Here is a 22,872-nt window from a genome sequence, read left to right on the forward strand (position 1 = left end):
TCCTGCAGGGAGCAAGCTCAGCGCCACGCCTGTGGCTGCCGGTAGCCCGCCACCCACTGCGCCACCGCCTCCACCGGCATCGGCCGGGCAATGCCATAACCCTGGGCCAGTTCGCAGCCCAGCCCCATCAGCACCCTTCCGTGCTCGACAGTCTCCACGCCCTCGGCGATCACTTCGCGCCCGAACGCCCGCGCCAGGCCGATCACCGCGCCAGTAAGAGTCAGGTCGTCATGGTCATGAAGGATGTCGCGCACAAAGGACTTGTCGATCTTGATGGTCTGCGCCGGCAGGCGCTTGAGGTAGCTCAGCGAGGAATAGCCAGTACCGAAGTCGTCCAGCGAAAAACGCACGCCCAGGGCTCGACAGGCATCCAGGCAACGGCCGACCCGCGGCAGGTTGTCGATCGCCACCGATTCGACGATCTCCAGGTCCAGGCGCCCGGGCGACACCCCGGGATGACGCGCCAGCAGGCGCTCAAGGCGCTGGGCAAAGTCGCCGCGCTGCAGCTGGCGGGCGGCGATGTTGACGCTCAGTGACCAATCGCGCCCGGACAGTTGCCACTGCTGCAACTGGGTCAAGGCCTGGTCGATGACCCACTCGCCCAGCTCGACGATCAGGTCGGTCTGCTCCACGAAGGGCAGGAACTCCCCCGGCGGCACCGGCCCCTTGGATGGATGCATCCAGCGCAGCAAGGCCTCGAAGCCGATCACCTGACCGCTGCGCATGTTCACCTTGGGCTGGTAGTGCAGGCACAGTTCGCCCTGGCGCAGGGCCTGGCGCACCCGCGCCACGGTCTGGTGGGTGGCCTTGAGCTCGAGCTCCTGGGACACGTCGAACAGGTGGTAGCGGTTGCGTCCGCGCTGCTTGGCCACGTACATGGCCTGGTCGGCGTGGCGCACCAGGGTGTCGGCATCCTCGTCATCCTGCGGGAACAGGGTCACGCCGATGCTCGCGCTCAGGCTCAGCGACTGCTCGCGCACCACATAGGGCGCAGCTAGCGCCTGGAGGATACGCTGCAACGCGGCATGCAACTGCTGCGGGCCTTCGATATGGCGCAAGATCAGCACGAACTCGTCACCCGACAGCCGCGCCACCGCATCACCGCCACGCAGGATGTCCTGCAGGCGTTGGGCGACCTCCACCAACAGCAGGTCGCCGGTGGCATGGCCGTAGCCGTCGTTGACCGCCTTGAAGCCATCGAGGTCGAGCATGCATACCGCCAACGGAATACTTTCCCGCCGGGAGAACGCCAAGGCCTGGTTGAGCAGGTCGGACAGGTAGGCGCGGTTCGGCAGGCCGGTCAGCACGTCATGCCCCACCCGCCACTGCAGGGTGTGCAGCAACTGGCGCTTCTCGGTGACGTCGAAGCGGATCGACACGTATTTGCGCACCCGGCCGGTGTGCGGGTCGATCAGCGGCACCATGGTGCTGTCCACCCAGTACAGCGAACCGTCCTTGGCTCGGTTGCAGATCTCGCCTTTCCACACCCGGCCGGCGGCCAGGGCGCGCCACATTTCGAGGAAGAAAGTCGGCTCGTGCAGCCCGGAATTGAGGATGCGGTGGTTGGCTCCCAGCAGTTCCTCGCGACTGTAGCCGGAGATGCTGCAGAACTGCTGGTTGACGTAGGTGATGCAACCGCGCAGGTCGGTCTCGGAAAAGATCGCGGCCGCATCGACGGCCGCGCGGTAGTTGTCGTCCATAACCCTCGCAACCTAGCGGTTGAAGCGCTCCACCAGGGCGCGCAGCCCGGCGCACACTTGCTCCAGTTCTGCGCCGCGCACGGCTGCGGCATTGGCGCGGCGGGCGCTCTGCTGCACCGTGCCGGCCACACCGTTGATCTGCCGCGAGACATCCTCGGCCACGCTGGACTGCTCCTGCGAGGCCGCGGCCATCTGCTGGCTCATGTCGCTGATACGCTGCACCGCGTGCTGGATGCCCTGCAGCGCCTCCTGGGTCAAGGCAACCTGGGCCACACCCTGCTGCGCGCCCTCCAGGCCCTGGCTGGCGATGCTTACCGCCTGCTCGGCACCGCCGCGCAGGCTGTCGATGATCGACTGGATATGCAGGGTCGACTGACGGGTCTTGTCGGCCAGGGCGCGGACCTCGTCAGCGACCACCGCGAAGCCACGCCCCTGCTCGCCGGCGCGCGCCGCCTCGATGGCGGCGTTGAGCGCCAGCAGGTTGGTCTGCTCGGCGATGGCGCGGATCATTCCGGCTGCCTCGGCAATTGCACCGGTCTGACCGGCCAGGTCGTTGACCGCCTGGTTGATCTGCCCGACCGTGCCGGCCAGGCTCTGGATCGCCGCGCCGGTGGCGTCAGCCACCTGACTGCCCTGACCGGCCAGCAGGTGCGCGGTATGCGCCTGCTCGGCGGTCAGTTGCACGTGGCCGGCGACCTCGCCAATGGAAGCGGCCATCTCGGTCATGGCGGTGGCGGTGAGGTCAGTCTCGGCACGCTGTTCGAGCAGCGCCGACTCGGTACTGCGCGACAACCGTCCGGCATCCTGGGCGGCGCCGGCCATCTGCACCGCGAGGTCGCTCAGGCGGGTGAGCGCGGTCTTCAAGCGCGCCTCCTCGCTGACCAGGATCAGCTCCAGCTGCCCGGCGGCACCAGGCAGGTCGCTATAGGTCAAGGCCGCAACCGGGTCGCTGAAGGTGTTGTCCGCAACCTGAACGATGCGCCGCAAGTGGCGCCCCATGCGGCTTTGCGCCCACAGGCCGACGCCGGCGAACAGCGCCAGGGTCAGACCTTGGGCGGGCAGGTCCGGCAATACCTGGCCGGCGCCAATGGCGACGGCCCCCGCCAGCAGCGGCAACGCCATGGCCCGCCCCAGCAGGGCCAGGCGCCGGGTCGGCGATAGCGCCGCCTGGCCCTCACGCAGCCGGGCGTACAGGGCTTCGGCACGGGCCACCTGCTCGCGGGTCGGACGCACGCGCACCGACTCGTAGCCGACCACCTGGCCGTTGTCGAGCATCGGCGTAACGTAGGCGTTGACCCAATAGAAGTTGCCGTTGCTGCAGCGGTTCTTGACGATACCCATCCAGCTGCGACCGGCCTTGAGGTACTGCCACATCAGCTCGAACACCGCCTCGGGCATGTCCGGGTGACGCACCAGGTTGTGCGGGCTGCCGATCAGCTCCTCCTGACTGTAGCCGCTGATGGCGGCGAACTCGGCGTTGCAGTAGGTGATCAGGCTGGCCGTATCGGTTGCCGAAATCAGCCGCTGGTGCTCGGGGAAGCTTTGCTCGACCGGATTGACCGGCAGGTTCAGACGCACGATGAGACTCCATTCATATACGGGCCGACGCATGGCCTGACAGGAGGCCAGGTGCGCCGGAACCGGTCATCCTGGATCAGTTCCAATGTCCGACAACGCTTGCACACGGGCCGGCAAATGGCCGGATCGCCTTGGACGACGACTTGAATGACTGATCAATCAAAGCGGCGAATTCTACGAATTCCATCACATTTTGCAAATAAAGGTGACGAATCATGGCGTTGCGCCATATCGACATATATCGTTAAGTGCTTGATTCTAAATGGGAATTGAGCGATGACGAGAACAGGTCTAGGTCCAGCCCTGCGCCGCTACCGCAAACTGGCGGGCCTCACTCAGGCGCAACTGGGCGAGCGAACCGGCTTCGACCCCAAGACCATCAGCCGCTTCGAGACCGGCACCTATACCCCCAGCGTCGAGTCGTTGGTGGGCTTCGCTGATGCCCTGGGGGTCAAGCCAAAAGTGTTCTTCAGCGACCCCGAAGACGAAGAAGAACAACGCGCCTACCTCTTCGGCGTGATCCATAACGCCCCCCCCAAGGACCTCGGCAAGCTGATCGCCGCCGTCGATCAGGTGCTGGCAAAGCCATGAAATCTCCCCCGGCACCACGCTAGAGCAGAAGCCGCGTCAGTGCACCTCAACTGGTAAGACCGGTAAGGCCAAAATCGCTTGCATTGTAGGAAATTTCGGAGTTTTATGGCTCGGCAGTGAACAAACCGGTAAGACCACAATAATTAAGTCCTGCGCTCTTTCGCTCCGTGTGGCTTGGGGGGCAAGGACACCGACCAGAGACTCCTCCCATGCTCAAATGGTGTTCGCGTTCGATCTTCCTCCAGGTTGTGCTCGGCCTTGCCCTCGGCATTGTCTGCGGCCTGAGCTTCCCCGACCTGTCCCTGCAACTCAAACCCCTGGGCGACGGCTTCATCAAGCTGATCAAGATGCTCATCGGCCTGATCGTGTTCTGCGTGGTGGTCAGCGGCATTTCCGGCGCCGGCGACCTGAAGAAGGTCGGGCGCATCGGCCTGAAATCGGTGATCTACTTCGAAGTGCTGACCACCCTGGCCCTGGTGATCGGCCTGGTGTTCGCCTTCTCCACCGGCATCGGCAGCGGCGCCAACATCCACCTCGACCAGCTGTCCAGCGCCGACGCTGGCGCCCTGGCCGAGCGCGGCGCGCACATCCACAACACCACCTCCTTCCTCATGGACCTGATCCCCACCTCGGTGGTGGGCGCCTTCGCCGACAACAACATCCTCCAGGTGCTGCTGTTCTCGGTGCTGTTTGGCAGCGCGCTGAACCTGGTGGGCGAGTCGGCCTCAGGCATTTCGCGGCTGATCAACGAGCTCAGCCACGTGATCTTCCGCATCATGGGCATGATCGTGCGCCTGGCGCCGATCGGCGTGTTCGGCGCCATCGCCTTCACCACCAGCAAGTACGGCCTGAGCTCGCTGCAGCACCTGGGCGGTCTGGTGGCGCTGTTCTACCTGACCTGCGCCGGTTTCGTGCTGATTGTCCTCGGCACGGTGATGCGCCTGTCGGGCCTGAAACTGCTGCCGTTCATCAAGTACCTGCGCGAGGAGCTGTCCATTGTCCTCGGCACCGCCTCCTCCGACGCCGTGCTGCCCCAAGTGATGCGCAAGCTCGAACACCTCGGCATCGGCAGCTCCACCGTCGGCCTGGTGATCCCCACCGGCTACTCGTTCAACCTCGATGGCTTCTCCATCTACCTGACCCTGGCCATCGTGTTCATCGCCAATGCCACCGGCACGCCGCTGGCGATGACCGACCTGTTGACCATTCTTCTGGTGTCGCTGGTGACTTCCAAAGGTGCCCACGGCATCCCAGGCTCGGCCCTGGTGATCCTTGCCGCCACCCTGACCGCGGTACCGGCGATTCCGGTGGTGGGCCTGGTGCTGGTACTGGCCGTGGACTGGTTCATGGGCATCGGCCGGGCGCTGACCAACCTGATCGGCAACTGCGTCGCCACCGTGGCCATCGCCCGCTGGGAGAAAGACATCGACCTGGAACGCGCCCACAACGTGCTGGCCAACAAGCCTGGCTTCGCCCCGATCACCCGCAAGCAGGGCCAACCCCATCAACAGGAATTCTAAGCCCAAGGCCGCCGGCGCCCAGCGCCGGCCGGCCAAGCGCAAAGATGCCGCGTCAACCAAGGAGCGAACCGTGATCAGCTCTTCGACCGTAGTCAATTCAGTGGTGGAGAAACTCCGCCAGGCCCTGGCCCGTGGCCAGTGGCGCAGCGGCGACATGCTGCCCGGCCAGCGCGAGCTGGCCGAACAACTGGGGATCAGCCGGCCAAGCCTGCGCGAGGCGGTGATTGTCCTGGAAACCCTGGGCCTGGTGCGCTCGATGCCCGGCAAGGGCGTGCTGGTGCTGGATGCCGACGTCACCCAGGCGCAGGAGGCGGACACCGTCGCCGAGGCCAGCCTGGCCGACGTGCTCGAGCTGCGCTACACCCTTGAACCCTTCATCGCCGGGCTGGTGGCGCAATCGGCCGGCAGCCAGGACATCGGCCAGCTGCGCCTGACCCTGATGGACATGCGCGAAGCCCTCGAGGCCGGTGACAGCGAGGCGGGGATCAACGCCTACATCACCTTCCACGAGGCGCTGTTCGCCCTGACCACCAACCCGATCTTCCAGAGCGTGGTGCAGCAGACCGGCAATGCCCTCAAGCAGAGCGCCGCCATGCTGCGCAACTCGCCCGAGCACCTGGCCGCGCGCCTGAGCGAGAACGAAGCGGTGGTGCGCGCCATCCGCGAACGCAACAGCGCCAAGGCCAGCCAGCAAATGCGCCAGCACATCCTCGCCGAGGGGCAGCGCATGGGCATTGCCCTGAACATCCCGGACGACCAACCAGGCACCTGAACAAAGAAGGAGAGCGACCATGACCGCCTGCGCCCCAGCCGCCCCCCGCCTGCCTGCCCTGCTCGGTGCCGGCGAGACCCGCCTGTCGGCGGAGCAGATCTATCCACGGCTGTTCGACGCCATCCTAGAACAGCGCCTGCCGCCCGGCAGCGCCCTGCCCGAGCAGGCGCTGGGCAATGCCTTCGGTGTCAGCCGCACGGTGATCCGCCGGGTGCTCGGGCGCCTGTCCGACCAGCAGGTGGTGGTGCAGCGCCCCAGCCATACCGCGCACCTGGCCGCGCCCGACCCCGAGCAGGCGCGCCAGGTACTCAGCGCCCGGCGCCTGGCCGAGACCACCTTGATCGGCCTGGCCACCCAGCGCGCCCGACCGGCGCAGATCCGCCAACTGCGCCAGCTGGTCGAGCGCGAGCGCCAGCACCATGAGCGCGGCGAACGCTGCACGGCGATCCGCCTGGGCGGCGAGTTCCACATGAAACTGGCGCAGATGGCCGCCAACGCACCACTGGCGCGCTTCCTCAACGGCCTGGTGCCGATGACCTCGCTGATCATCGCCCGCTATGAGTCACCATGCTGCGAGCACTGCGCGTGGCAGGAGCATGCGGCGATCATCGATGCGGTGGAAAGCGGCGACGGCGAGGCTGCGCTGGCGCTGATGCATGATCATCTGGACCGCCTTGAGGCCAAACTCGATCTGGATCCGACTGGCTGAATCGGGCGAACGCCACCGCCTCGACATCCGGCAGGACCACCACTTCATCACCCAACGACCATTCCGCCGCCCGCGCCGCCAAGGCGGCGGACACGCCGGGTGAACCGCCCGGGCCGGGCGGCACGTCGTACGTGGCGTGGGCATCGTGCGCCAGCAACACTTCGAAGCCCCGTTGCAGCGCGGCGCGGGCGGTGGCGGCCAGGCACATTTCCGAGAGCAAGCCGCACAGGGCCAGGCACTGGACACCCAATTCGTGCAGCAAGGCCTGCAGGCCAGTCTCGACGAAACCATCGTCCTCGGTCTTGAACAGCACGTACTCGCCACGACCCGCCGGAAAATACAACTGCCAGCCGGCTGTGTGCGGGGCGTCCGGGGTGTCGGGCGCGCCGTCGTTCTGCAGGAAGATCACCGGCACGCCGGCCTGCCGCGCCCGCGCCAGCAGGCGGGCGATGCTCGTCTGCAGGGCGAGGTGACCGGGGACGGCGTCGGCCCCTTCCATGAACGCGCATTGCACGTCCACCAGCAACAGGGCCTCGGCCCGGGGGATCGGTTCAGCGGACATGCGACGTTCCAGGACGCGGGATGAAACGTCGAGCATAGCGCAGCACCAGGGCACGCCGTACCATACCCGTCGAATCATCACAGTGCCCCGGAGGCCAACATGCAGCACACTATCGCGCCAGCGGGCGCGGAACACTTCGATCGGCTGGCCGATCTGTGGGAAGCCTCGGTACGGGCGACCCATGATTTTCTTCCCGACGGCTACATCGAGCGCCTGCGTCCGCTGGTGCGCGAGCAGTACCTGGGCTTTGTCGAGCTGCGTGCCTGGCGTGACCAGGAAGGCCATATCCGGGGGTTTGCCGGGGTGCATGACGGCAAGCTGGAAATGCTCTTCGTCGACCCCGCCTGCCGCGGCCAGGGCATCGGCAAGGCGCTGCTGGCCAGCGTGGTCGAGGAGCTGGGCGTGCGTGAGGTGGACGTCAATGAACAGAACCCGCAGGCGGTGGGGTTCTACCTGAAACAGGGGTTCGTTCAGGTCGGCCGCTCCGAGGTGGATGGTCAGGGCGATCCGTACCCATTGCTGCATTTGAAGCTGGAGGGGTGAGCATGTCGTCATTCACGCCTGCAAAGGGGGCCGCTCTGCGGCCCATCGCGGTGCAAGCCCGCTCCCACAGGTACTGCGTGGCGGTCCCTGTGGAAGCGGGCTTGGCCAAGACAAACCTATACTTCGGGTAATCACCCAGCCTCTCGCCAAGGGGGCAATCCGCGTGAAATCAATCCTCGTGATGTTTGCGCTCTGCCTCCTGCTGGCCCTCGCCGGCTGCGCAGGCAAACGTCCCCCGGCCCCGCCACCCCCGCAGAATCTGCCCCCCGCCGCCTGGCAACGCATCGACCAGGACATCATCGAAGCTTCGGTCGCCGCAGCGGACTCGGCCAACGACTACGCCCGGCGCTCCATGCGTGTGTGGAAGGAGCAGGTACAGCAGCGTACCGAGAACGATTTCATCCCCTGGTTCACCGGCTACTGGACCCAGCAATGGCTCACGCTCAAGGTGGCCTGGTACACGATGAACAGCGGCAACGGCAACGAGCCGCCAGAGAAGCGCCTGGGCCTGTACCTACAAGCGCAATACCGCGAACGGGTGATCGACCCGGTGGCCGAGCAGATCAACCCCGAGGGCATCCGCGACCGCGCCAGCGAGCTGTACCTGCAACTGCTCGGCCAGCAGCTGGCGGCGATCATCCAGCGCTACAACGCGCCGCCCGAGCAGTTCAGCCAGCGCCTGAATCGCATCCCGATCATCGCCCTGGGGCCGCCGGACGCACGCAACGCGTCGCTCTATCAACTGCTGCGGGCCAAGTCGCTGGACCAGCAACCGGCCTGGCAATCCCTGCGCCAGCACCTGCACCAGCAGGCCGCCAAGGCCCCCGGGCAGACCGAGGCAGGGCTGTCGTCGGTGGCCACCCAGGCCAGCGAAAAACTCGGCGCCACCCTGGCCCCGCGCGGCGCCGCCAGCGCGATCGCGGCGGCGGTGGGCAAGGCGGCGGGGGCGTTGATCTCGGTGGCGGCAACTGGCTACGGCATCATCACCCATGACCGCGAACAGCCGCAGATGGTCGAGCAACTGCGGGTGATCCTCAATGTGGCGCTGAACCAGGAATGGCAGGAGCTGATGGAGAACCGCCAGAGCGGGGCCATGGCCGGGGTGTACTACCTGTCGGGGCAGGTGGAGGACAGTTTGCTCGGCTACCGATCCCCCTGAAGCGAAGTCGACGCGCGCCTGCAAAAGGCTCAGGCCGTCGCCATTGCCGAGGTCGGCAAGCCAAAAATCCGGTCGAACGCCCAGTTATAGAGGAACGTGTAGCACGGCACCAGGATGATGAACGCCAGGTCCACCAGCAACGCCTCAAGCAGCGTCATGTCCAGCCACCAGGCGATCAGCGGGATCAAGTACACCACCAGGGTCAGCTGGAAGCCGATGGCATGCGCCACCCGTCGGCCCAGGCTGCGGCCGCGCTTGGCCTGGCGGCTCTCCCAGCGCTCGAACAAGGTGTTGTAGATGAGGTTCCAGAGCATGGCGATGGTGGTGATCATCACCGCCAGGGGCCCGGTGTGCGAAGCCTGGGTGTCGGACAGGTAGGCCAGGCCCAGGGTCGACATGCACAGGCCGATCAGTTCATAGAAGGTCACGTAGACCAGTTTGCGTTTGAGTCCTTGCACGAAGTTACCTTGCTGCGGGTATGACGAAGGCGCGCAGGATGAATCAATAAATTTGACAGGAAAAGTAAGTAGCCTTCAGATTTGCTGAAAGGAGACTGCCATGAACTTTTCCAGCGATACCATCCTGCTGTTCCTTGCCGTGCTCGACCGCGGCTCGTTTTCCGCCGCCGCGCGGGCCCTCGGCCGCGTGCCTTCGGCGGTGAGCATGGCTATCGGCAACCTCGAGGCGGAGCTTGGTTACCCGTTGTTCGAACGCGGCTCGCGCGAGGCGCGCCCGACCGCGCAGGCCCAGGCCCTGGAACCCCATGCCCGACTGATTGCCGAACAGCTCGGGCTGCTGGAGGTGCACGCGCTGGAGCTGTCGCGTGGGCTCGAAAGCAGCCTGGCCATCGCCGTGGTCCCGGACATCGACCAGCGCCCGTTGCTCGAAGCCATTACCCGCCTTGGCGAGCGCTATCCGCTGCTGGACATCGAACTGCTCGCCGCGCCCCAGGAAGAGGCCCTGCAGTTGCTCGACAGTGGCCGCGCCGGCCTGTGCCTGGCCTTCGCCGGATTGCAGGTGGATCCGCGGCGCAGCTTCCAGCACATCGCCATCGAATCGCTGGTGGCCACGCTGTCGCCGCAGCACCCCGCCCTGCGTGAAGGGCGCATCCGTCACCTTGAAGACCTGGTAAACCTGCGACAGATCCTGGTACGCAGCCGCGACCTGCCACTGTCCGACCCGCGCTCGCTGATCGGCACCTCGCACTGGCGCACCGACAGCCTGGACCTTGCCGTGCAGATGGTCGAGGCGGGGCTGGGCTGGGGTGATTTGCCCCTGTCACGGGTCGCACCGCTGATCGACGCCGGGCGCCTGGTGCGCCTGGAATTCCACAACACCCGCAACGAACTGCAACTGCCGGTGAATGCCTTCTGGCTCAAGCAGCAACCCCTCGGCCAGGCGGCCAGGATGTTGGTGAGCCTGTTGGCTTCGAAATGATTTGTCACCCTGTTAGGGCAATTGCGCCAAGCATTGCGACATTTAGTCTTTCAACATTTTTCAGACTCGGCCGATAGCGTTGCAACAGGCTCCGCCATCCGTGCCACAAGCACGCGGCGCCCTCCTTTCACTGGCTCAAGGTCTCGAAACATGAACCTGAAATTCCGCCACAAGATCCTGCTCAGTGCCTGCGCCGTCGTCGTACTGGCCTTCGCGCTGTTCACCCTCTACAACGACTACCTGCAACGCAACACCATCCGCCAGAACATCGAGTCCTCGGTGCGCCAGGCCGGCGCGCAGACCGCCAGCAGCGTGCAGAACTGGATGAGCGGCCGCATTCTGGTACTGGAGAACCTGGCCCAGGACATCGCCCAGCAGGGTGCCGGCAGCAACGTGCCGGGCCTGGTCGACCAACCGTCGTACACCAGCAACTTCCAGTTCACCTATTTCGGCCAGAACACCGGCCTGTTCACCCAGCGCCCCGACGCCAAGATGCCCGATGGCTATGACCCGCGTCAGCGCCCCTGGTACACCCAGGCCGTGGCCGCCAACCAGACCATGCTGACCCCGCCCTACATGGCGGCGGTAGGTGGTCTGGTGGTGACCATCGCCATGCCGGTCAAGGCCAAGGGTAGCGGCGAGCTGATCGGTGTGGTCGGCGGTGACCTGAGCCTGAACACCCTGGTCGACATCATCAACGCCGTCGACTTCGGCGGCATCGGCCACGCCTTCCTGGTCGACCGCAATGGCCAGGTGATCGTCAGCCCCGACAAGGACCGGGTGATGAAGAACCTCAAGGACATCTACCCGGGCTCGCCGCTGCGCGTGGAAACCGGCATCCAGGAAGTGAGCCTCGACGGCAAGGAGCGCATCATCTCCTTCGCACCGGTCGACGGCCTGCCGTCGGCGCAGTGGTACATCGGCCTGTCGATCGACAAGGAAAAAGCCTACGCCCCGCTGAGCCAGTTCCGCACCTCGGCCATCATCGCCATGCTCATCGCCGTGGCGGTCATCGCCGGCCTGCTCGGCCTGCTGATCCCGGTGCTGATGCGCCCGCTGACCACCATGGGCCGCGCCATGCAGGACATCGCCGAAGGCGAAGGCGATCTGACCCGCCGCCTGACTGTCGAGCAGAAGGACGAGTTCGGCGAGCTGGCCATCTCGTTCAACCGTTTCGTCGAGCGTATCCACGCCTCGATCAGCGAAGTGTCCTCGGCCACCCGCCTGGTGCATGACCTGTCGGAAAAGGTCGTGGTCGCCTCCAACGCCTCGCTCACCGGCTCCGAAGAGCAGAGCATGCGCACCAACAGCGTCGCTGCCGCCATCAACGAACTGGGCGCCGCCACCCAGGAAATCGCCCGCAACGCCGCCGATGCCTCGCAACACGCCAGTGGCGCCAGCGAACAGGCCAACGGTGGCCGCCAGGTGGTCGAAGAGGCCATCAGCGCCATGACCGCCCTGTCCGAGCGCATCAGCGAGTCCTGCGAGCAGATCGAGACCCTCAACGCCAGCACCGACGAGATCGGCAAGATCCTCGACGTGATCAAGGGCATCTCCCAGCAGACCAACCTGCTGGCGCTCAACGCCGCCATCGAGGCCGCCCGTGCCGGTGAGGCCGGCCGTGGCTTCGCCGTGGTCGCCGACGAAGTGCGCAACCTGGCCCACCGCACCCAGGAGTCGGCCGAAGAGATCCACCGCATGATCACCAGCCTGCAGGTCGGCTCGCGCGAGGCGGTGCACACCATGAACACCAGTCAGGTCTCCAGCGAAGAGACCGTGCAGGTGGCCAACGAGGCCGGTGAGCGCCTGGCCAGCGTCACCCAGCGCATCGGCGAGATCGACGGCATGAACCAGTCGGTGGCCACCGCCACCGAAGAGCAGACCGCCGTGGTCGAGAGCCTGAACCTGGACATCACCCAGATCAACGCGCTGAACCAGCAAGGGGTGGAGAACCTCAACGAAACCCTGCGCCACTGCGACGCCCTGAGCCAGCAGGCCGGGCGCCTGAAGCAACTGGTCGGCAGCTTCCGTATCTAAGGCGTGCTCTTCGCCGACAAGTCGACTCCTACTGCAGGAGCCGGCTTGTCGGCGAACCGGCCGCTCAGGCCACCTCAATCTCCCCTGCCCCGCCGCATCAGCCCATCGTCCTGACCGCCTAGGACGGTGCCGCTGTCATTCCTGCCCGACGAAGGCCTGCACCTCGATCTCCACATCCACGCCCAGGGCCAACGCCGAGGCCACCGTGGAGCGCACCGGCAACGCCGCGCCGAAGAACGTCTTGTACACCTCGTTGAAACCCGCGAAATGACTCATGTCCGACAGCCATACGGTGCACTTCACCACCTGGTCGAAGCGCGCCCCGCAGGCCGCCAGGCTCTCGCCGATCCGCTCGCAGGCCGCGCGGGTCTGTTCCTGAATATCGCCCTTGACCACCTCGCCGGCCGCATTCATCGGAATCTGCCCGGAGAGGAACAGGAACCCTCCAGCCTTCACCGCACGTGAAAATGGAAACGGCAGGCTGCTGGGAAAACGCTGGATGTCATTGCTCATGGAACACTCCTTTCAGGGTTGGTTGGAACGTGCCGCCGGACAGCGCGCGAACTCATCGAGATTGCAGCACGCCCGTCGCACATCTTGAACAGGCCAGCGGTTATAACCTAATAACGAACAAGTCTATTTGGCTATAAAAAAATCTATATGCTGGCAGCATCCGATCACGGGCAAGCTGGGCAGTCGAGTAGCGTATGGATGTAGGTTCTTTCGGTTTCACCATTGCGGGCCTGGTTGTGGGCTTCATCGTCGGCATGACCGGCGTCGGCGGCGGTTCGCTGATGACCCCGATCCTGCTGTGGTTCGGCATCAACCCGGCCACCGCCGTGGGCACCGACCTGCTCTATGCCGCCATCACCAAGGCCAGTGGCGTCTGGGTGCATGGCCGCAACAAGAACATCGACTGGAAGATCACCGGCTGGCTGAGCCTGGGCAGCGTGCCCGCCGCCGCCCTCACCCTGTGGTTCCTCAGCACCCTGCACACCGATACCTCGGCGCTGAACGCCATCATCAAGCAAGGCCTGGCGGTGGTGCTGATCCTCACCGCCCTGGCGATCCTGTTCAAATCGCGCCTGCAGGCGTTCGCCAGCAAGCATGCCGGCGATCACTACCACCTCAGCGACCGCACCCTGAACATCCTCACCGTGATCACCGGTGTGGTGCTGGGGGTAATGGTCACCCTCACCTCCATCGGTGCCGGCGCGCTGGGGACCGTGGCGCTGTTCCTGCTGTACCCGTTCCTGGTCACCCGCCGTCTGGTCGGCACCGAGATCGCCCACGCCGTGCCATTGACCCTGGTGGCTGGCCTCGGTCATGCCGGCATGGGCAACATGGACTGGTCACTGCTGGGCTACCTGCTTCTGGGTTCGCTGCCGGGGATCTACCTGGGCAGCCACCTGACCGGGCGCATCTCTGACCGCGTGCTGCGGCCTTGCCTGGCGACCATGCTGCTGCTGATCGGCTACAAGCTGGCGTTCTGAACCACACCTCGCGCCCTTCTGAGCGGCCTTGCCGAGGCGTCGGACCGGTCGGAAAGGGCCGCAGAGCGGCCCCGGCAATATCAGCTTGATGCACAGATCTGGGGGCGCTTTCAGCCTGCGCGGCCAGTGGCGCCATGAGCGCCAGCAGCAGTGCCGCACGGTAGTGTTTCATCCATTGCATGGTGTTGCCCCGGACGTCCCTTTCACGCTTTCAGCCTTCGCTGCGCCATAGTACCGGCCAACTGTCAGTGCCCACTTCGGCGCACCGGTCCATCCGCGCCAACCTGACCAGGCGCATGCGCATGCCGTCGTAGCGCCAGCTTTCCTCGACCCCGCAACTGCCGGGATAGTCGTCCTTGGCATAGCTGTGGAGCTCGCCTTTTTTGGGGTAGAACTCGATGGCATCGCGCATCCGGCTGATCAGCACCGGGCTGGACGGTGCCTCGAACTCAAGCGGCCCAAGGGTGTAAGGCGCCTTACGCGACACCTTGTACAACGCGTAGAGGCAATGGAAGTCGTTGCAGTTGTAGCTGAGCAACGCCAGGGCGTGCTGGCCGTCCAGGGCGTGCAGCTCAAGCTTGGGAGCGACATCGTATTCGTTCTTCAACTGGTCTTCGGCGGCCGCCTTGGCCATCACTACCGGGTTGATGCCCGCCAGTTCCTGCTCGCTAAGCGGCGTTGCTGCCACAAAGGCCGGCCCCTTGGGCTTGGCCGGGATGGGCAACTGGGTGTCGGCGACGCTGTCACCGGGTCGCATCAGCGCGCTGTAGTGACCGACCCGGCCCTGCACCGCATCCATCAGCAGCAAGACGGCGCTCAGGCCCTGCAGCGAACTCACGCGCTCCCCTGGCCGGGTGTCGTCCACCAGGCGCTGGCCGTTACGCAATTGCTGCAACACGGCGTAGGCATCGGCGCCCTCCAGTTCCAGGGTGGTCTCGGCGCCGCGGGTCATGCGCCAGGGGGCGACCAGCAGTTGGCCGTCGAGCAGGGGTTCGCCCGACCAATCGGTGCTGCCCACCAGGGTCAGGTGCAGGTTGCCCCAGGCGCCCGCCTCGCGCTGCACCAGCATGCCCACCCGCATCTTCTCCGGATGATCGGCCAGCACCGCGGTGCAGAAACGCGTGTTGTCGCAGCCCACCACCCAGTCCTTGATCTCCCGGTACACCGGTACCGGCTCTGGCTCCGCCGCGCCGACCAGGCCCGGTAGCAACGCCAGCCCCAGGGCCAGCCAGTTCCTTGTTGTTGCGCGCATCGTGCTGCATTCCTGTCTTAGCCGTGAAAGCCCCACTCCAGAGGCGGCGCAATGATTCCACAGATCAAATGCCAGGTGCGGAAAATCGGCAGTGGTGATTGCGCCATGGGATCTGGCAGTATCGGTGGCGTCCTGTTCAGAGCCTGCGCCATGTCCGCTACCGTCAGCCCGCTGTTGCTTGCCTTGCGCGAGGGTACCCGCGCCTGCCACGAAGGGCTGGAGGCGCGCCTGCCGTTCTTCAGCGAAGGTTTCGACCGGGCGGCCTATGCGCGCCTGCTCGGGGCCTACCATGGCTTCCACGCGCCGCTGGATACCTTGCTGGCCGAGTACCAGGGCACCGAACGCAACAAGACACCCGCCTTGTCACGCGACCTGGGCGCCCTGGCCATCGATGTCGAATCGCTGCCCTTGTGCCACACCCTGCCTCGTATCGACGACGAAGCCAGCGCACTCGGCGTGATGTATGTACTGGAAGGCTCCACCCTGGGCGGCCAGGTACTCAAGCGTGCCATGGCTGAACGCCTGGGGATCGACGCCGACAACGGCGGTGCGTTTCTCGATGTCTACGGCCCGCAGACCGGCGTACGCTGGCGCAGCTTCCTCGATCGACTGGCTGGCGCCGATCCGGAGCCTGCCGCTCAGGCCCGGACGGTAAAGGCAGCGGTCGAGACCTTCACCTGCTTCGAACGATGGCTCGAAGAGCGACGCGTGCTGGTCTGCTGATCCTCTGCGCTTGGCCACTCACCTGCGGCACCTGTTCAACAGCGATGTCACCGTGGGCGTCATGCTGATCGCCGCCCCGCACAAACCAGCGCATAGCAGCGCGAAGCCCAGCGCCCGCAACGGGTGCAAGGTATTGAAGAACGCCAACACCAAAAGCACCAGCAACAACGCCAGCGCGTAGCGGATTGACGCTCTTGGAATGGCCACCATCAGCAGGTTGAAGAGCACGAAGGCGTAGAACACCATCATCGTCGCCAAGCCGGCGCTGACGCCTCGCGCCATGGGCGGGCCAACATGCTGCCGATAGAAATCGAAGCCCTGGCTCAAGAGGAAGGGAAACGCCACACAGGCCAATGCGTGCAGCAGGAAACGGGAAAGCAACGGCAACATTCGTCCTTGATCCTGGAGCCGGCCGCAGGGCCGTGAGTGAGGAAAGCGGATGCTAATGGCCTGAATGGACGCCAGCAAGCCGCAGCATTGGCTGGCAACCCCTCGTGACCGAAGCCGCAGAGTCCCGGAGCAAGACCGGTTTGTCCCAGCTGAAGTTCGCCGAGCTGCTCGGCGTCTGCGTACGTACATTGCAAGAGTGGGGAACCACGCCGGCGCACGCCTTCGGGAGCTGCACATACGCTACTGCATATCGCATCTGTACGGCCGGATGTGTTTCATGAAATCCTGCAGGATCGCCCCACATAGCAAGGGCGCTGGACAGCCTGATAGCGAGCCCCGACATGAACGTCATTGCCTGTGATCTGCACCACCTGGACGCCGCCGCGGACCTCTTCAACCAGTACCGGATGTTCTACCAGGAAGCGGATGACCTCCCCGCTTCCCGCGCATTCCTCAAGACCAACCTGGAGACCGGCAACTCGCGCATCTACCTGCTGCTGGACACCGACGGCCAGGCCATCGCCTTTGCCCAGCTGTACCCGGCCACCTGTTCGCTGGCGATGAAGCGCTTCTACTGGCTGTATGACCTGTTCGTTGCCCCGCACGCCCGCAGGGGCGGCCATGCCCGCTTCCTGATGCAGCAACTGACCGATATTTTCCAGGCCGAGGGCGCGCAGCGGTTGAGCCTGGACACCGCCCGGACCAACCTTGCCGCCCAAGCGTTGTATGAATCGCTGGGGTATGTGGCCGAGCAGGACTTCGTGACCTATCACAAGATGCTCGATCACTGACGGGCAGGTGCAGGGTCGGGCCGCACAGGGGGCCCTCGCTGCCATCGACTATCCTCGCTCTATCCCGTCCAGCACCGCCGACGCCAAGGCCAGCCCTTTTTCCAGGGAGTTCTCCGTCGCCACCAGCAGGCTGCGCAGTGGTTCGCTGGCTTTCTCCAGGGCCATGGCATTGGTTTCGTAGGCCGCCTGCAAGGCCGCTACCGCGCACACCAGCGCATCCTCGCCATCAATACCAGCATGCACCGAGAACATCGGTGGATGGGCGTCGTGGCAGGTGCCAAAATGGGCGTGGGCCGTGGTGGGGCGGGAGGTTCGAGGGGTCGTATCGAGGGTCATGGGCGAACCTCCCGGGGCAAGACACGGGGTGGATCGGGCACGATTTTCAGCATGGTTCAGCACTCCTACATAGCCAGTGGAGCTGCCGATATCCGCTTGCACTCGGAACGATGGAGGCAGCTGTACGTGGGTGTGCAAGACCGTGGATGTAGGAACCCGGCAGGCCCGAAGGCCTCCCACGTACAGCCGCCATTGAGCGACTTGAACCACATCCTCGGGCTTGCACACCCGGTCGTTGAATCAGCAACGACAGGGCGAGACTAAGGAATGCGACTGGCCAGAACAACAGCTAAAAGGCCGTAAAAGCATGCTTGGGAAACGTCCCACATGAAATAGGGAAAGTCTTAGTAATCCGCTTGAAACAACTGTCCTGGACTTATCGCGGGGCAAGCCCGCTCCCAAGCACCTCCTCCTATTTGCCCCACTACTTGCCCTGAAAGTCAGGACAATTTCTTATTTTCCTGTACACGAAACATCTACTAAAGGTTTATATTCCGCCCGCTGAAACAAAAAAGGTAGCAAGTGGCCACCAATCCATCGAAGCGGCCATGTACACCCTTCACTCTCACGGATGGGCGTCACCATGAAAATAAAAAACAAACTGATCCTGGCCTTCGTACTGGTGGCCTTCATCCCAGTGGCGTTGGTTGGCGGGATCTCGGTGCTGAACATCCGCAGCGAGGCGGTGGACCAGTTCCTCGACGGCAGCACCCGGGAAATCCGCCAGATCGACGGCAACATGCGCCAGTTCTTCGATGGCACGCTGCAGAACGTCGATCAAATGGCCAAGGATCCTGTATACACCTCGGTCACCTCGCTCAAGGACTACACCGGCGCCGACGCCGCCAACCAGCCGATGCCCGAGGCCGCGCAGCGGGTGATCGACGCCTTCGCCCGCTACGGCACCACCCACCCGGCGGCGGCGATCCTGTCCATCGGCCTCGAGGACGGCAGCTACGCCAAATGGCCGGACGACCCGCAACTGGCCAAGTACGACCCACGCACCCGCCCCTGGTACAAGGCCGCCATGGCCAGCCCGGACAAGACCGTGCGCACCACCGCTTACTACTACGACAAGGACGATGTAGCCCTGGTCGGCACCGCCCGGGCGCTGCTCGATGAGGCCGGCAAGGCCAAGGGCGTGTTCGTGGTCAGCGTGTCGCTGAAGAACCTCACCGAGCTGGTCAAGAGCATCAAGCTGGGCGACAGCGGCTACGTGATGCTGATCGAGGACGGCACCGTGCTGGTCGACCCGCGCAACGCCAGCCACGGTTTCAAGCAGCTCAAGGAGCTCGGCGCGCCCTACGCGCAACTGGCCGCCACCACCCAGGGTTCCACCGAGGTGGTGATCGACGGCGTGCGCTACATGGCCAACGTATGGACCTCACCGGGCCTGGGCTGGCGCTTCGTCGGCCTGATCGAATACGACGAGGTAATGGCCGCGGCGACGCGCATGACCTATGTCACTGCGCTGATCGTGATAGTGCTGGCTCTGGTCTTCGCCCTGGTCGCCGCAGCGTTCTCGCGGGTGATCGTCAAGCCGATCGGCCAGGTCAGCATCGGCCTGCAGTCGATCGCCGAGGGTGAAGGCGACCTGCGCCGCGACCTGCAGGTCCTGGGCAAGGACGAAACCGCCGAACTGGCCGGCTGGTTCAACAAGTTTCTCGCCGCCATTCGCCAGCTGATCCAGCGCATCGGCGCAGCCTCGACCAACCTGCATGAAGCCTCGCGCAGCAACAGCGAGATGGCCGGCAACATGAACGAGGCCGCCGGGCGCCAGCGCGAGGCGGTGGAGCTGGTGTCCACCGCGTTCAACGAGATGGTCGCCACCGCCAACGAAGTGGCGCGCTCATGCAGCAGCGCCGCCGACGCCGCCGAGCATGGCCATCGCCGGGTGGCCGAGGGCAAGCAGCAGATAGAGGCGACCACCGACAACGTCAATCGCCTGGGCCGGCGCCTGAGCGAATCGTCCCAGGCCATGGTCGAGCTGGAAGAAGGCAGCCGCAGCATCAACCAGATCCTCGGCACCATCCGCGCCATCGCCGAGCAGACCAACCTGCTGGCGCTCAACGCCGCCATCGAGGCGGCCCGGGCCGGCGACCAGGGCCGTGGTTTTGCCGTGGTGGCGGACGAGGTGCGGGCGCTGGCCAAGCGCACCGCCGACTCCACCGGCGAGATCGACCAGTTGCTCAACACCCTCGGCGGCAAGACCCAGGAGGTCTCGCAAAAGATGGAAAGCTGCCTGGACCTGTCGCGCGCCAGCGTGTCGTCGATCGAGAGCGCGCGGGACAGTTTCGAGGGCATCCAGCTCTCGGTGAACGAGATCCGCGACCAGAACCTGCAGATCTCCGCCGCAGCCGAGGAGCAGCACAGCGTGGCCGAGGAGATCAACCGGCATATCCAGCAAATCTACGACGAGGCACGGCTGGTGGAGGGGCTGGCCAGCTCCGCCCAGGCTGACTCCGGCAGGTTGGCGCAGTTGTCGGATGAGTTGAATGGGCTGGTGGGGCGGTTCAAGTCGTAACTTTTGGCTTGAGCCTGTACGCGGGCCCTGTAGGAGCGGCCTTGTGTCGCGAAAAGGGCTGCGCAGCAGCCCCAGGATTTCAGCGTTGATGCAAAGATTGCCGGGGCCGCTTTGCGGCCCTTTCCGACCGGTCCGACGCCTCGGCAAGGCCGCTCCACAGAACTTGCGCATGGCTCGACTACAGTGAACTTGACGCCATCCTCGAGAGCACCATGCCCAACCAATGAATACGGTTTGTATTCAGGCGCCCTCTACGCATCAACGCAGGGCGTTCACTGTTCGCTAACTTTCAATCTTAACCGTTAAGCGAAAAGTGCACCGAAACGTGTACAGATTTATTTTCCCTACTCTAATTTCGACCTACCCTGCCTGACAGCTAGATCCCTACGCTCCAGGAACCGAATGTAAATCAGCTCGCGGAAATCGGACTTCACTTGATTGCCGACAAACCCAGGGATTGGTGAAAAATACGCTCCAGCGCCGAAGATCATAGGGTGGCAGACTGAATTCGATCTCGCTCGCGGCCAACTCGGAGAAGTCCCGCTCGGCCCTGCACAGCTCCTCGTCATCATGAATACCGAGCCGATTGCGCAAAACCGAGGTGCCGGCATAGCAATATGCATCCTGCCCGACCCCGTATTTATCCAACGTCAGCTCTGCTTACGGTATTTACGCAGCAGTTCCTCCCGGGTGGGAAGCTCTCGCTCAGCCGCGTCCGGCGACACGGTGAACCCCTCTAGCCGCAGGCTGGCCACATAGTTAGAGCGACGTGTCTTGGCACAGTAAGCCTTCTTGGTTTCCAGGCTGATCCCTTTCACCTTTACACACCTTGATGGGTGAACACATCGCGATTATAGCGGATCGAAAGAAGCATCGTGCTACGTATAGACGCTAGGCAGGCACCTCCGTCGCAGGCTGCTGCTCCAGCAACGACCATCCCCCCTGCCCGTCCACCTCCAGCCGATGGGAATGGAACCCCGCCAGGGTGCTGCGGTGCCCGACACTGACCAGCAGCGTCGCCGGCAGCTCCGCGCGCAGCAGCGAATACAGCGCATGCTCCAGCCCTTCGTCCATCGCCGAGGTGGACTCGTCGAGGAACACCACCTGTGGCCGGTTGAACAGCACCCGGGAGAACGCCAGGCGCTGCTGTTCGCCCAGCGACAAGATCCGCGACCAGTCGCGCTGCTCGTCCAGCCGTTCGGCCAGATGAGCGAGGTTGACCTGGCGCAGGGCCTGCTGCATGCGCGCATCGTCCCCGGGCGCACCCTGTGCCGGGTAGGCGATGGCGGTGCGCAAGTCGCCCAGCGGCAGGTACGGGCGCTGCGAGAGGAACAGTGCCTGCGTCCCCAACGGCCGCCTGACCTCACCCTCGGCATAAGGCCACAGGCCCGCCAGGGCACGCAGCAAGGTGGTCTTGCCGCTGCCCGATGGTCCTTTGATCAGCAGCGCCTGGCCGCTGTGCAGATTCAGGTCGAGATCGGCGATCAGCGCGTGGCCGTCGGGGCGACGCACCTGCAAGCCCTGAATCCCCAATGCGTGTTCCTGATCCACGCTAACTACGCGCGGCAACTCGCTGGCCTGCTGGTTGGCATCGAGGAAACCGGTCAGACGGTCGAGGGTGGCGCGGTACTGGGCGAAGGTGTCGTAGGACTCACGGAAGAACGATAGCGAATCCTGCACCTGGCCAAACGCCTGGGCGGTCTGCATCACGTCGCCGAGCTTGATCGCGCCGCTGAAGAAACGCGGCGCCTGGAGGATGAACGGGAATACCACCGCCACCTGGCTGACGCCCAGGTTGAAGCCGCTGAACTTGAGGTTCCGGAACACCAGCGCCCAAGCGTTGCCGATCAACGCGAAGAAGCGCCCGAGCAAGGTGCCCCGCTCCACCTGCGCGCCCTGGTAGAAGGCAATGTTCTCGGCGTTCTCACGCAGGCGCATCAAGGCGTAACGGAAGTTGGCGGTGAGTTTCTCGTTGAGGAAGTTCAGCCGGATCAACGGCTGGCCGAGGCGGAAGGCAATCCAGGTGGCGATCAGCACATAGACATACACGGCGAACACCATCGCCCGGGGGACTTCGATGCCGGCCACCGCCAGCGGCGCCGACAGGCCCCAGAGGATGCCGGTGAAGGCCACCAGCGACACCAGCGCGCTCACCGCCCCCAGCGCCAGCGACACGGAGCCGGTGACGAAGGCGTTCACATCCAGTTCGATACGCTGGTCGGGGTTGTCCACCGGCTCAGCGAGGAACTGCCCACGGTAGTAGGCATCGCCGTGCATCCAGTCGGCGGTCAGGCGCTCGGTGAGCCACACCCGCCAGCGGATGTTGAACGCCTGGGTGACGTAGAAGGCGAACAGCGAGCGCAGCACATGAATGGTCGCCAGTACCGCGAACACCCCGAGCAGGTACCAGAACGCGGTCTGGTCCAGTGCCTGCAAGGCGCTGTAGAAGCCGTTGTACCAGAACGAGAACAGCACGTTCAGGCGCACCGCGAACAGCGTCAGGACCAGCAGCAGGGCGAAGGCCAGCAACGGTCGCCAACTGCGGCGCAAGCTGAAATAGGGTCCGGCCAGTTGCCAGAACTGCGCCCCCCAACGGGTGTAGCGCACCGCCAGCAAGGCGGTAATGGTGAAGCAGACAAGGGTGACCAACGAGGCGATTGCCAGCCAGCTCAGGCTCTCTTGCAGGGCCTGGTGCCAGTTCATGTCCATGGTGAGATTCCGTGACGGTGTTTTCGCGAGCGTAGCACCGGCCCAG

22 protein-coding genes and 3 pseudogenes are annotated in these 22,872 nt (G+C 64.7%); 13 read left to right on the plus strand and 12 right to left on the minus strand.

Annotated elements, in window-relative coordinates; all coding sequences use genetic code 11:
- Window positions 1–17: 17 nt before the first annotated feature.
- From AC25ND_RS01140 to AC25ND_RS01150, 3 genes and pseudogenes are all read right to left on the minus strand, one after another.
- Window positions 18–1,700, minus strand: coding sequence for a putative bifunctional diguanylate cyclase/phosphodiesterase (locus AC25ND_RS01140; protein WP_028692674.1), 1,683 nt, complete (start codon window positions 1,698–1,700; stop codon window positions 18–20).
- Window positions 1,701–1,712: 12 nt separating this feature from the next.
- Complete coding sequence (locus AC25ND_RS01145; protein WP_371349884.1) at window positions 1,713–2,822, minus strand: methyl-accepting chemotaxis protein; 1,110 nt, start codon at window positions 2,820–2,822, stop codon at window positions 1,713–1,715.
- A 174-nt stretch (window positions 2,823–2,996) separates the two neighbouring features.
- Window positions 2,997–3,311: pseudogene (locus AC25ND_RS01150) on the minus strand (PAS domain-containing protein); the annotation flags it as partial.
- A gap of 243 nt (window positions 3,312–3,554) precedes the next feature.
- Between AC25ND_RS01150 and AC25ND_RS01155 the strand changes: the two are divergent.
- From AC25ND_RS01155 to AC25ND_RS01170, 4 genes are all read left to right on the plus strand, one after another.
- Complete coding sequence (locus AC25ND_RS01155) at window positions 3,555–3,869, plus strand: helix-turn-helix domain-containing protein (protein WP_028692676.1); 315 nt, start codon at window positions 3,555–3,557, stop codon at window positions 3,867–3,869.
- A gap of 209 nt (window positions 3,870–4,078) precedes the next feature.
- Window positions 4,079–5,389, plus strand: coding sequence for a C4-dicarboxylate transporter DctA (locus AC25ND_RS01160; protein ID WP_028692677.1), 1,311 nt, complete (start codon window positions 4,079–4,081; stop codon window positions 5,387–5,389).
- 70 nt (window positions 5,390–5,459) lie between these two features.
- Window positions 5,460–6,161, plus strand: coding sequence for a FadR/GntR family transcriptional regulator (locus AC25ND_RS01165; protein ID WP_028692678.1), 702 nt, complete (start codon window positions 5,460–5,462; stop codon window positions 6,159–6,161).
- 19 nt (window positions 6,162–6,180) lie between these two features.
- Complete coding sequence (locus tag AC25ND_RS01170; protein ID WP_062359518.1) at window positions 6,181–6,870, plus strand: GntR family transcriptional regulator; 690 nt, start codon at window positions 6,181–6,183, stop codon at window positions 6,868–6,870.
- On the opposite strand, the gene AC25ND_RS01175 is transcribed toward AC25ND_RS01170, so the two are convergent.
- Window positions 6,767–7,432 (minus strand): isochorismatase family protein, encoded by a 666-nt coding sequence (locus tag AC25ND_RS01175; RefSeq protein WP_186597372.1) that lies wholly within the window; start codon window positions 7,430–7,432, stop codon window positions 6,767–6,769. The genes AC25ND_RS01170 and AC25ND_RS01175 overlap by 104 nt on opposite strands.
- Before the next feature lie 99 nt (window positions 7,433–7,531).
- Between AC25ND_RS01175 and AC25ND_RS01180 the strand changes: the two genes are divergently transcribed.
- Together AC25ND_RS01180 and AC25ND_RS01185 are read left to right on the plus strand one after the other, a co-directional pair.
- Complete coding sequence (locus AC25ND_RS01180) at window positions 7,532–7,975, plus strand: GNAT family N-acetyltransferase (protein WP_186597374.1); 444 nt, start codon at window positions 7,532–7,534, stop codon at window positions 7,973–7,975.
- Between the two features lie 181 nt (window positions 7,976–8,156).
- Complete coding sequence (locus tag AC25ND_RS01185) at window positions 8,157–9,134, plus strand: hypothetical protein (RefSeq protein ID WP_182323783.1); 978 nt, start codon at window positions 8,157–8,159, stop codon at window positions 9,132–9,134.
- Window positions 9,135–9,163: 29 nt separating this feature from the next.
- On the opposite strand, the gene AC25ND_RS01190 is transcribed toward AC25ND_RS01185, so the two are convergent.
- Window positions 9,164–9,592, minus strand: a complete 429-nt coding sequence (locus AC25ND_RS01190; protein WP_069016195.1) for a PACE efflux transporter — start codon at window positions 9,590–9,592, stop codon at window positions 9,164–9,166.
- A gap of 100 nt (window positions 9,593–9,692) precedes the next feature.
- Here AC25ND_RS01190 and AC25ND_RS01195 point away from each other — a divergent pair, with 100 nt between their 5' ends.
- Both AC25ND_RS01195 and mcpA read left to right on the plus strand, forming a co-directional pair.
- Window positions 9,693–10,571 carry a LysR family transcriptional regulator gene (locus AC25ND_RS01195; protein ID WP_028692684.1) on the plus strand — a complete coding sequence of 293 codons (879 nt, stop codon included), beginning with the start codon at window positions 9,693–9,695 and terminating at the stop codon, window positions 10,569–10,571.
- Between the two features lie 150 nt (window positions 10,572–10,721).
- Window positions 10,722–12,608, plus strand: a complete 1,887-nt coding sequence (gene mcpA, locus AC25ND_RS01200; protein ID WP_028692685.1) for a methyl-accepting chemotaxis protein McpA — start codon at window positions 10,722–10,724, stop codon at window positions 12,606–12,608.
- A 135-nt stretch (window positions 12,609–12,743) separates the two neighbouring features.
- Here mcpA and AC25ND_RS01205 read toward each other — a convergent pair whose 3' ends face one another.
- Window positions 12,744–13,121: a RidA family protein gene (locus tag AC25ND_RS01205; protein WP_062359526.1), complete on the minus strand. Its 378-nt coding sequence runs from the start codon at window positions 13,119–13,121 to the stop codon at window positions 12,744–12,746.
- A 194-nt stretch (window positions 13,122–13,315) separates the two neighbouring features.
- Here AC25ND_RS01205 and AC25ND_RS01210 point away from each other — a divergent pair, with 194 nt between their 5' ends.
- Window positions 13,316–14,101: a sulfite exporter TauE/SafE family protein gene (locus AC25ND_RS01210; protein WP_023630744.1), complete on the plus strand. Its 786-nt coding sequence runs from the start codon at window positions 13,316–13,318 to the stop codon at window positions 14,099–14,101.
- Between the two features lie 211 nt (window positions 14,102–14,312).
- Here the strand turns inward: AC25ND_RS01210 and AC25ND_RS01215 are convergent, their stop codons facing one another.
- Window positions 14,313–15,353, minus strand: a complete 1,041-nt coding sequence (locus tag AC25ND_RS01215; protein WP_186597376.1) for a DUF1176 domain-containing protein — start codon at window positions 15,351–15,353, stop codon at window positions 14,313–14,315.
- A gap of 150 nt (window positions 15,354–15,503) precedes the next feature.
- Between AC25ND_RS01215 and AC25ND_RS01220 the strand changes: the two genes are divergently transcribed.
- Complete coding sequence (locus tag AC25ND_RS01220; protein ID WP_028692687.1) at window positions 15,504–16,076, plus strand: biliverdin-producing heme oxygenase; 573 nt, start codon at window positions 15,504–15,506, stop codon at window positions 16,074–16,076.
- Between the two features lie 18 nt (window positions 16,077–16,094).
- Here the strand turns inward: AC25ND_RS01220 and AC25ND_RS01225 are convergent, their stop codons facing one another.
- The gene (locus tag AC25ND_RS01225; RefSeq protein ID WP_028692688.1) at window positions 16,095–16,466 is read right to left on the minus strand and encodes a hypothetical protein; all 372 of its coding nucleotides are present in this window, start codon (window positions 16,464–16,466) and stop codon (window positions 16,095–16,097) included.
- Window positions 16,467–16,570: 104 nt separating this feature from the next.
- Between AC25ND_RS01225 and AC25ND_RS01230 the strand changes: the two are divergent.
- Window positions 16,571–16,772: pseudogene (locus AC25ND_RS01230) on the plus strand (helix-turn-helix domain-containing protein); the annotation flags it as partial.
- A gap of 35 nt (window positions 16,773–16,807) precedes the next feature.
- A complete protein-coding gene (locus AC25ND_RS01235) occupies window positions 16,808–17,257 on the plus strand; it encodes a GNAT family N-acetyltransferase (RefSeq protein WP_088852056.1) in 450 nt (149 codons plus the stop codon).
- Window positions 17,258–17,305: 48 nt separating this feature from the next.
- Here the strand turns inward: AC25ND_RS01235 and AC25ND_RS01240 are convergent, their stop codons facing one another.
- Window positions 17,306–17,593, minus strand: a complete 288-nt coding sequence (locus AC25ND_RS01240) for a hypothetical protein (protein ID WP_036986696.1) — start codon at window positions 17,591–17,593, stop codon at window positions 17,306–17,308.
- A gap of 583 nt (window positions 17,594–18,176) precedes the next feature.
- Between AC25ND_RS01240 and AC25ND_RS01245 the strand changes: the two genes are divergently transcribed.
- Window positions 18,177–20,117: a methyl-accepting chemotaxis protein gene (locus AC25ND_RS01245; RefSeq protein WP_062359646.1), complete on the plus strand. Its 1,941-nt coding sequence runs from the start codon at window positions 18,177–18,179 to the stop codon at window positions 20,115–20,117.
- 483 nt (window positions 20,118–20,600) lie between these two features.
- Here the strand turns inward: AC25ND_RS01245 and AC25ND_RS01250 are convergent.
- The 3 genes and pseudogenes from AC25ND_RS01250 to AC25ND_RS01260 form a co-directional block, all read right to left on the minus strand.
- Window positions 20,601–20,765 (minus strand): annotated as a pseudogene (locus AC25ND_RS01250) (cell filamentation protein Fic); the annotation flags it as partial.
- 2 nt (window positions 20,766–20,767) lie between these two features.
- A complete protein-coding gene (locus tag AC25ND_RS01255; RefSeq protein WP_156329610.1) occupies window positions 20,768–20,935 on the minus strand; it encodes a YhfG family protein in 168 nt (55 codons plus the stop codon).
- A gap of 73 nt (window positions 20,936–21,008) precedes the next feature.
- Window positions 21,009–22,826 carry an ABC transporter ATP-binding protein/permease gene (locus AC25ND_RS01260; protein ID WP_088852600.1) on the minus strand — a complete coding sequence of 606 codons (1,818 nt, stop codon included), beginning with the start codon at window positions 22,824–22,826 and terminating at the stop codon, window positions 21,009–21,011.
- Window positions 22,827–22,872: the final 46 nt, after the last annotated feature.

Source organism: Pseudomonas sp. P110(2024) (genome assembly GCF_057480795.1).

Excerpts from the sequence above, each read along its gene's own strand:
- AC25ND_RS01185 (WP_182323783.1), top strand. The coding sequence starts at position 8,157 with ATGTTTGCGCTCTGCCTCCTGCTGGCCCTCGCCGGCTGCGCAGGCAAA.
- AC25ND_RS01175 (WP_186597372.1), bottom strand. The coding sequence starts at position 7,432 with ATGTCCGCTGAACCGATCCCCCGGGCCGAGGCCCTGTTGCTGGTGGAC.
- AC25ND_RS01195 (WP_028692684.1), top strand. The coding sequence starts at position 9,693 with ATGAACTTTTCCAGCGATACCATCCTGCTGTTCCTTGCCGTGCTCGAC.
- AC25ND_RS01225 (WP_028692688.1), bottom strand. The coding sequence starts at position 16,466 with ATGTTGCCGTTGCTTTCCCGTTTCCTGCTGCACGCATTGGCCTGTGTG.
- AC25ND_RS01215 (WP_186597376.1), bottom strand. The coding sequence starts at position 15,353 with ATGCGCGCAACAACAAGGAACTGGCTGGCCCTGGGGCTGGCGTTGCTA.
- AC25ND_RS01210 (WP_023630744.1), top strand. The coding sequence starts at position 13,316 with ATGGATGTAGGTTCTTTCGGTTTCACCATTGCGGGCCTGGTTGTGGGC.
- AC25ND_RS01140 (WP_028692674.1), bottom strand. The coding sequence starts at position 1,700 with ATGGACGACAACTACCGCGCGGCCGTCGATGCGGCCGCGATCTTTTCC.
- AC25ND_RS01245 (WP_062359646.1), top strand. The coding sequence starts at position 18,177 with ATGAAAATAAAAAACAAACTGATCCTGGCCTTCGTACTGGTGGCCTTC.
- AC25ND_RS01235 (WP_088852056.1), top strand. The coding sequence starts at position 16,808 with ATGAACGTCATTGCCTGTGATCTGCACCACCTGGACGCCGCCGCGGAC.
- AC25ND_RS01180 (WP_186597374.1), top strand. The coding sequence starts at position 7,532 with ATGCAGCACACTATCGCGCCAGCGGGCGCGGAACACTTCGATCGGCTG.
- AC25ND_RS01260 (WP_088852600.1), bottom strand. The coding sequence starts at position 22,826 with ATGGACATGAACTGGCACCAGGCCCTGCAAGAGAGCCTGAGCTGGCTG.
- AC25ND_RS01240 (WP_036986696.1), bottom strand. The coding sequence starts at position 17,593 with ATGACCCTCGATACGACCCCTCGAACCTCCCGCCCCACCACGGCCCAC.
- AC25ND_RS01145 (WP_371349884.1), bottom strand. The coding sequence starts at position 2,822 with ATGGCGTTGCCGCTGCTGGCGGGGGCCGTCGCCATTGGCGCCGGCCAG.
- AC25ND_RS01155 (WP_028692676.1), top strand. The coding sequence starts at position 3,555 with ATGACGAGAACAGGTCTAGGTCCAGCCCTGCGCCGCTACCGCAAACTG.
- mcpA (WP_028692685.1), top strand. The coding sequence starts at position 10,722 with ATGAACCTGAAATTCCGCCACAAGATCCTGCTCAGTGCCTGCGCCGTC.
- AC25ND_RS01170 (WP_062359518.1), top strand. The coding sequence starts at position 6,181 with ATGACCGCCTGCGCCCCAGCCGCCCCCCGCCTGCCTGCCCTGCTCGGT.
- AC25ND_RS01205 (WP_062359526.1), bottom strand. The coding sequence starts at position 13,121 with ATGAGCAATGACATCCAGCGTTTTCCCAGCAGCCTGCCGTTTCCATTT.
- AC25ND_RS01160 (WP_028692677.1), top strand. The coding sequence starts at position 4,079 with ATGCTCAAATGGTGTTCGCGTTCGATCTTCCTCCAGGTTGTGCTCGGC.
- AC25ND_RS01220 (WP_028692687.1), top strand. The coding sequence starts at position 15,504 with ATGTCCGCTACCGTCAGCCCGCTGTTGCTTGCCTTGCGCGAGGGTACC.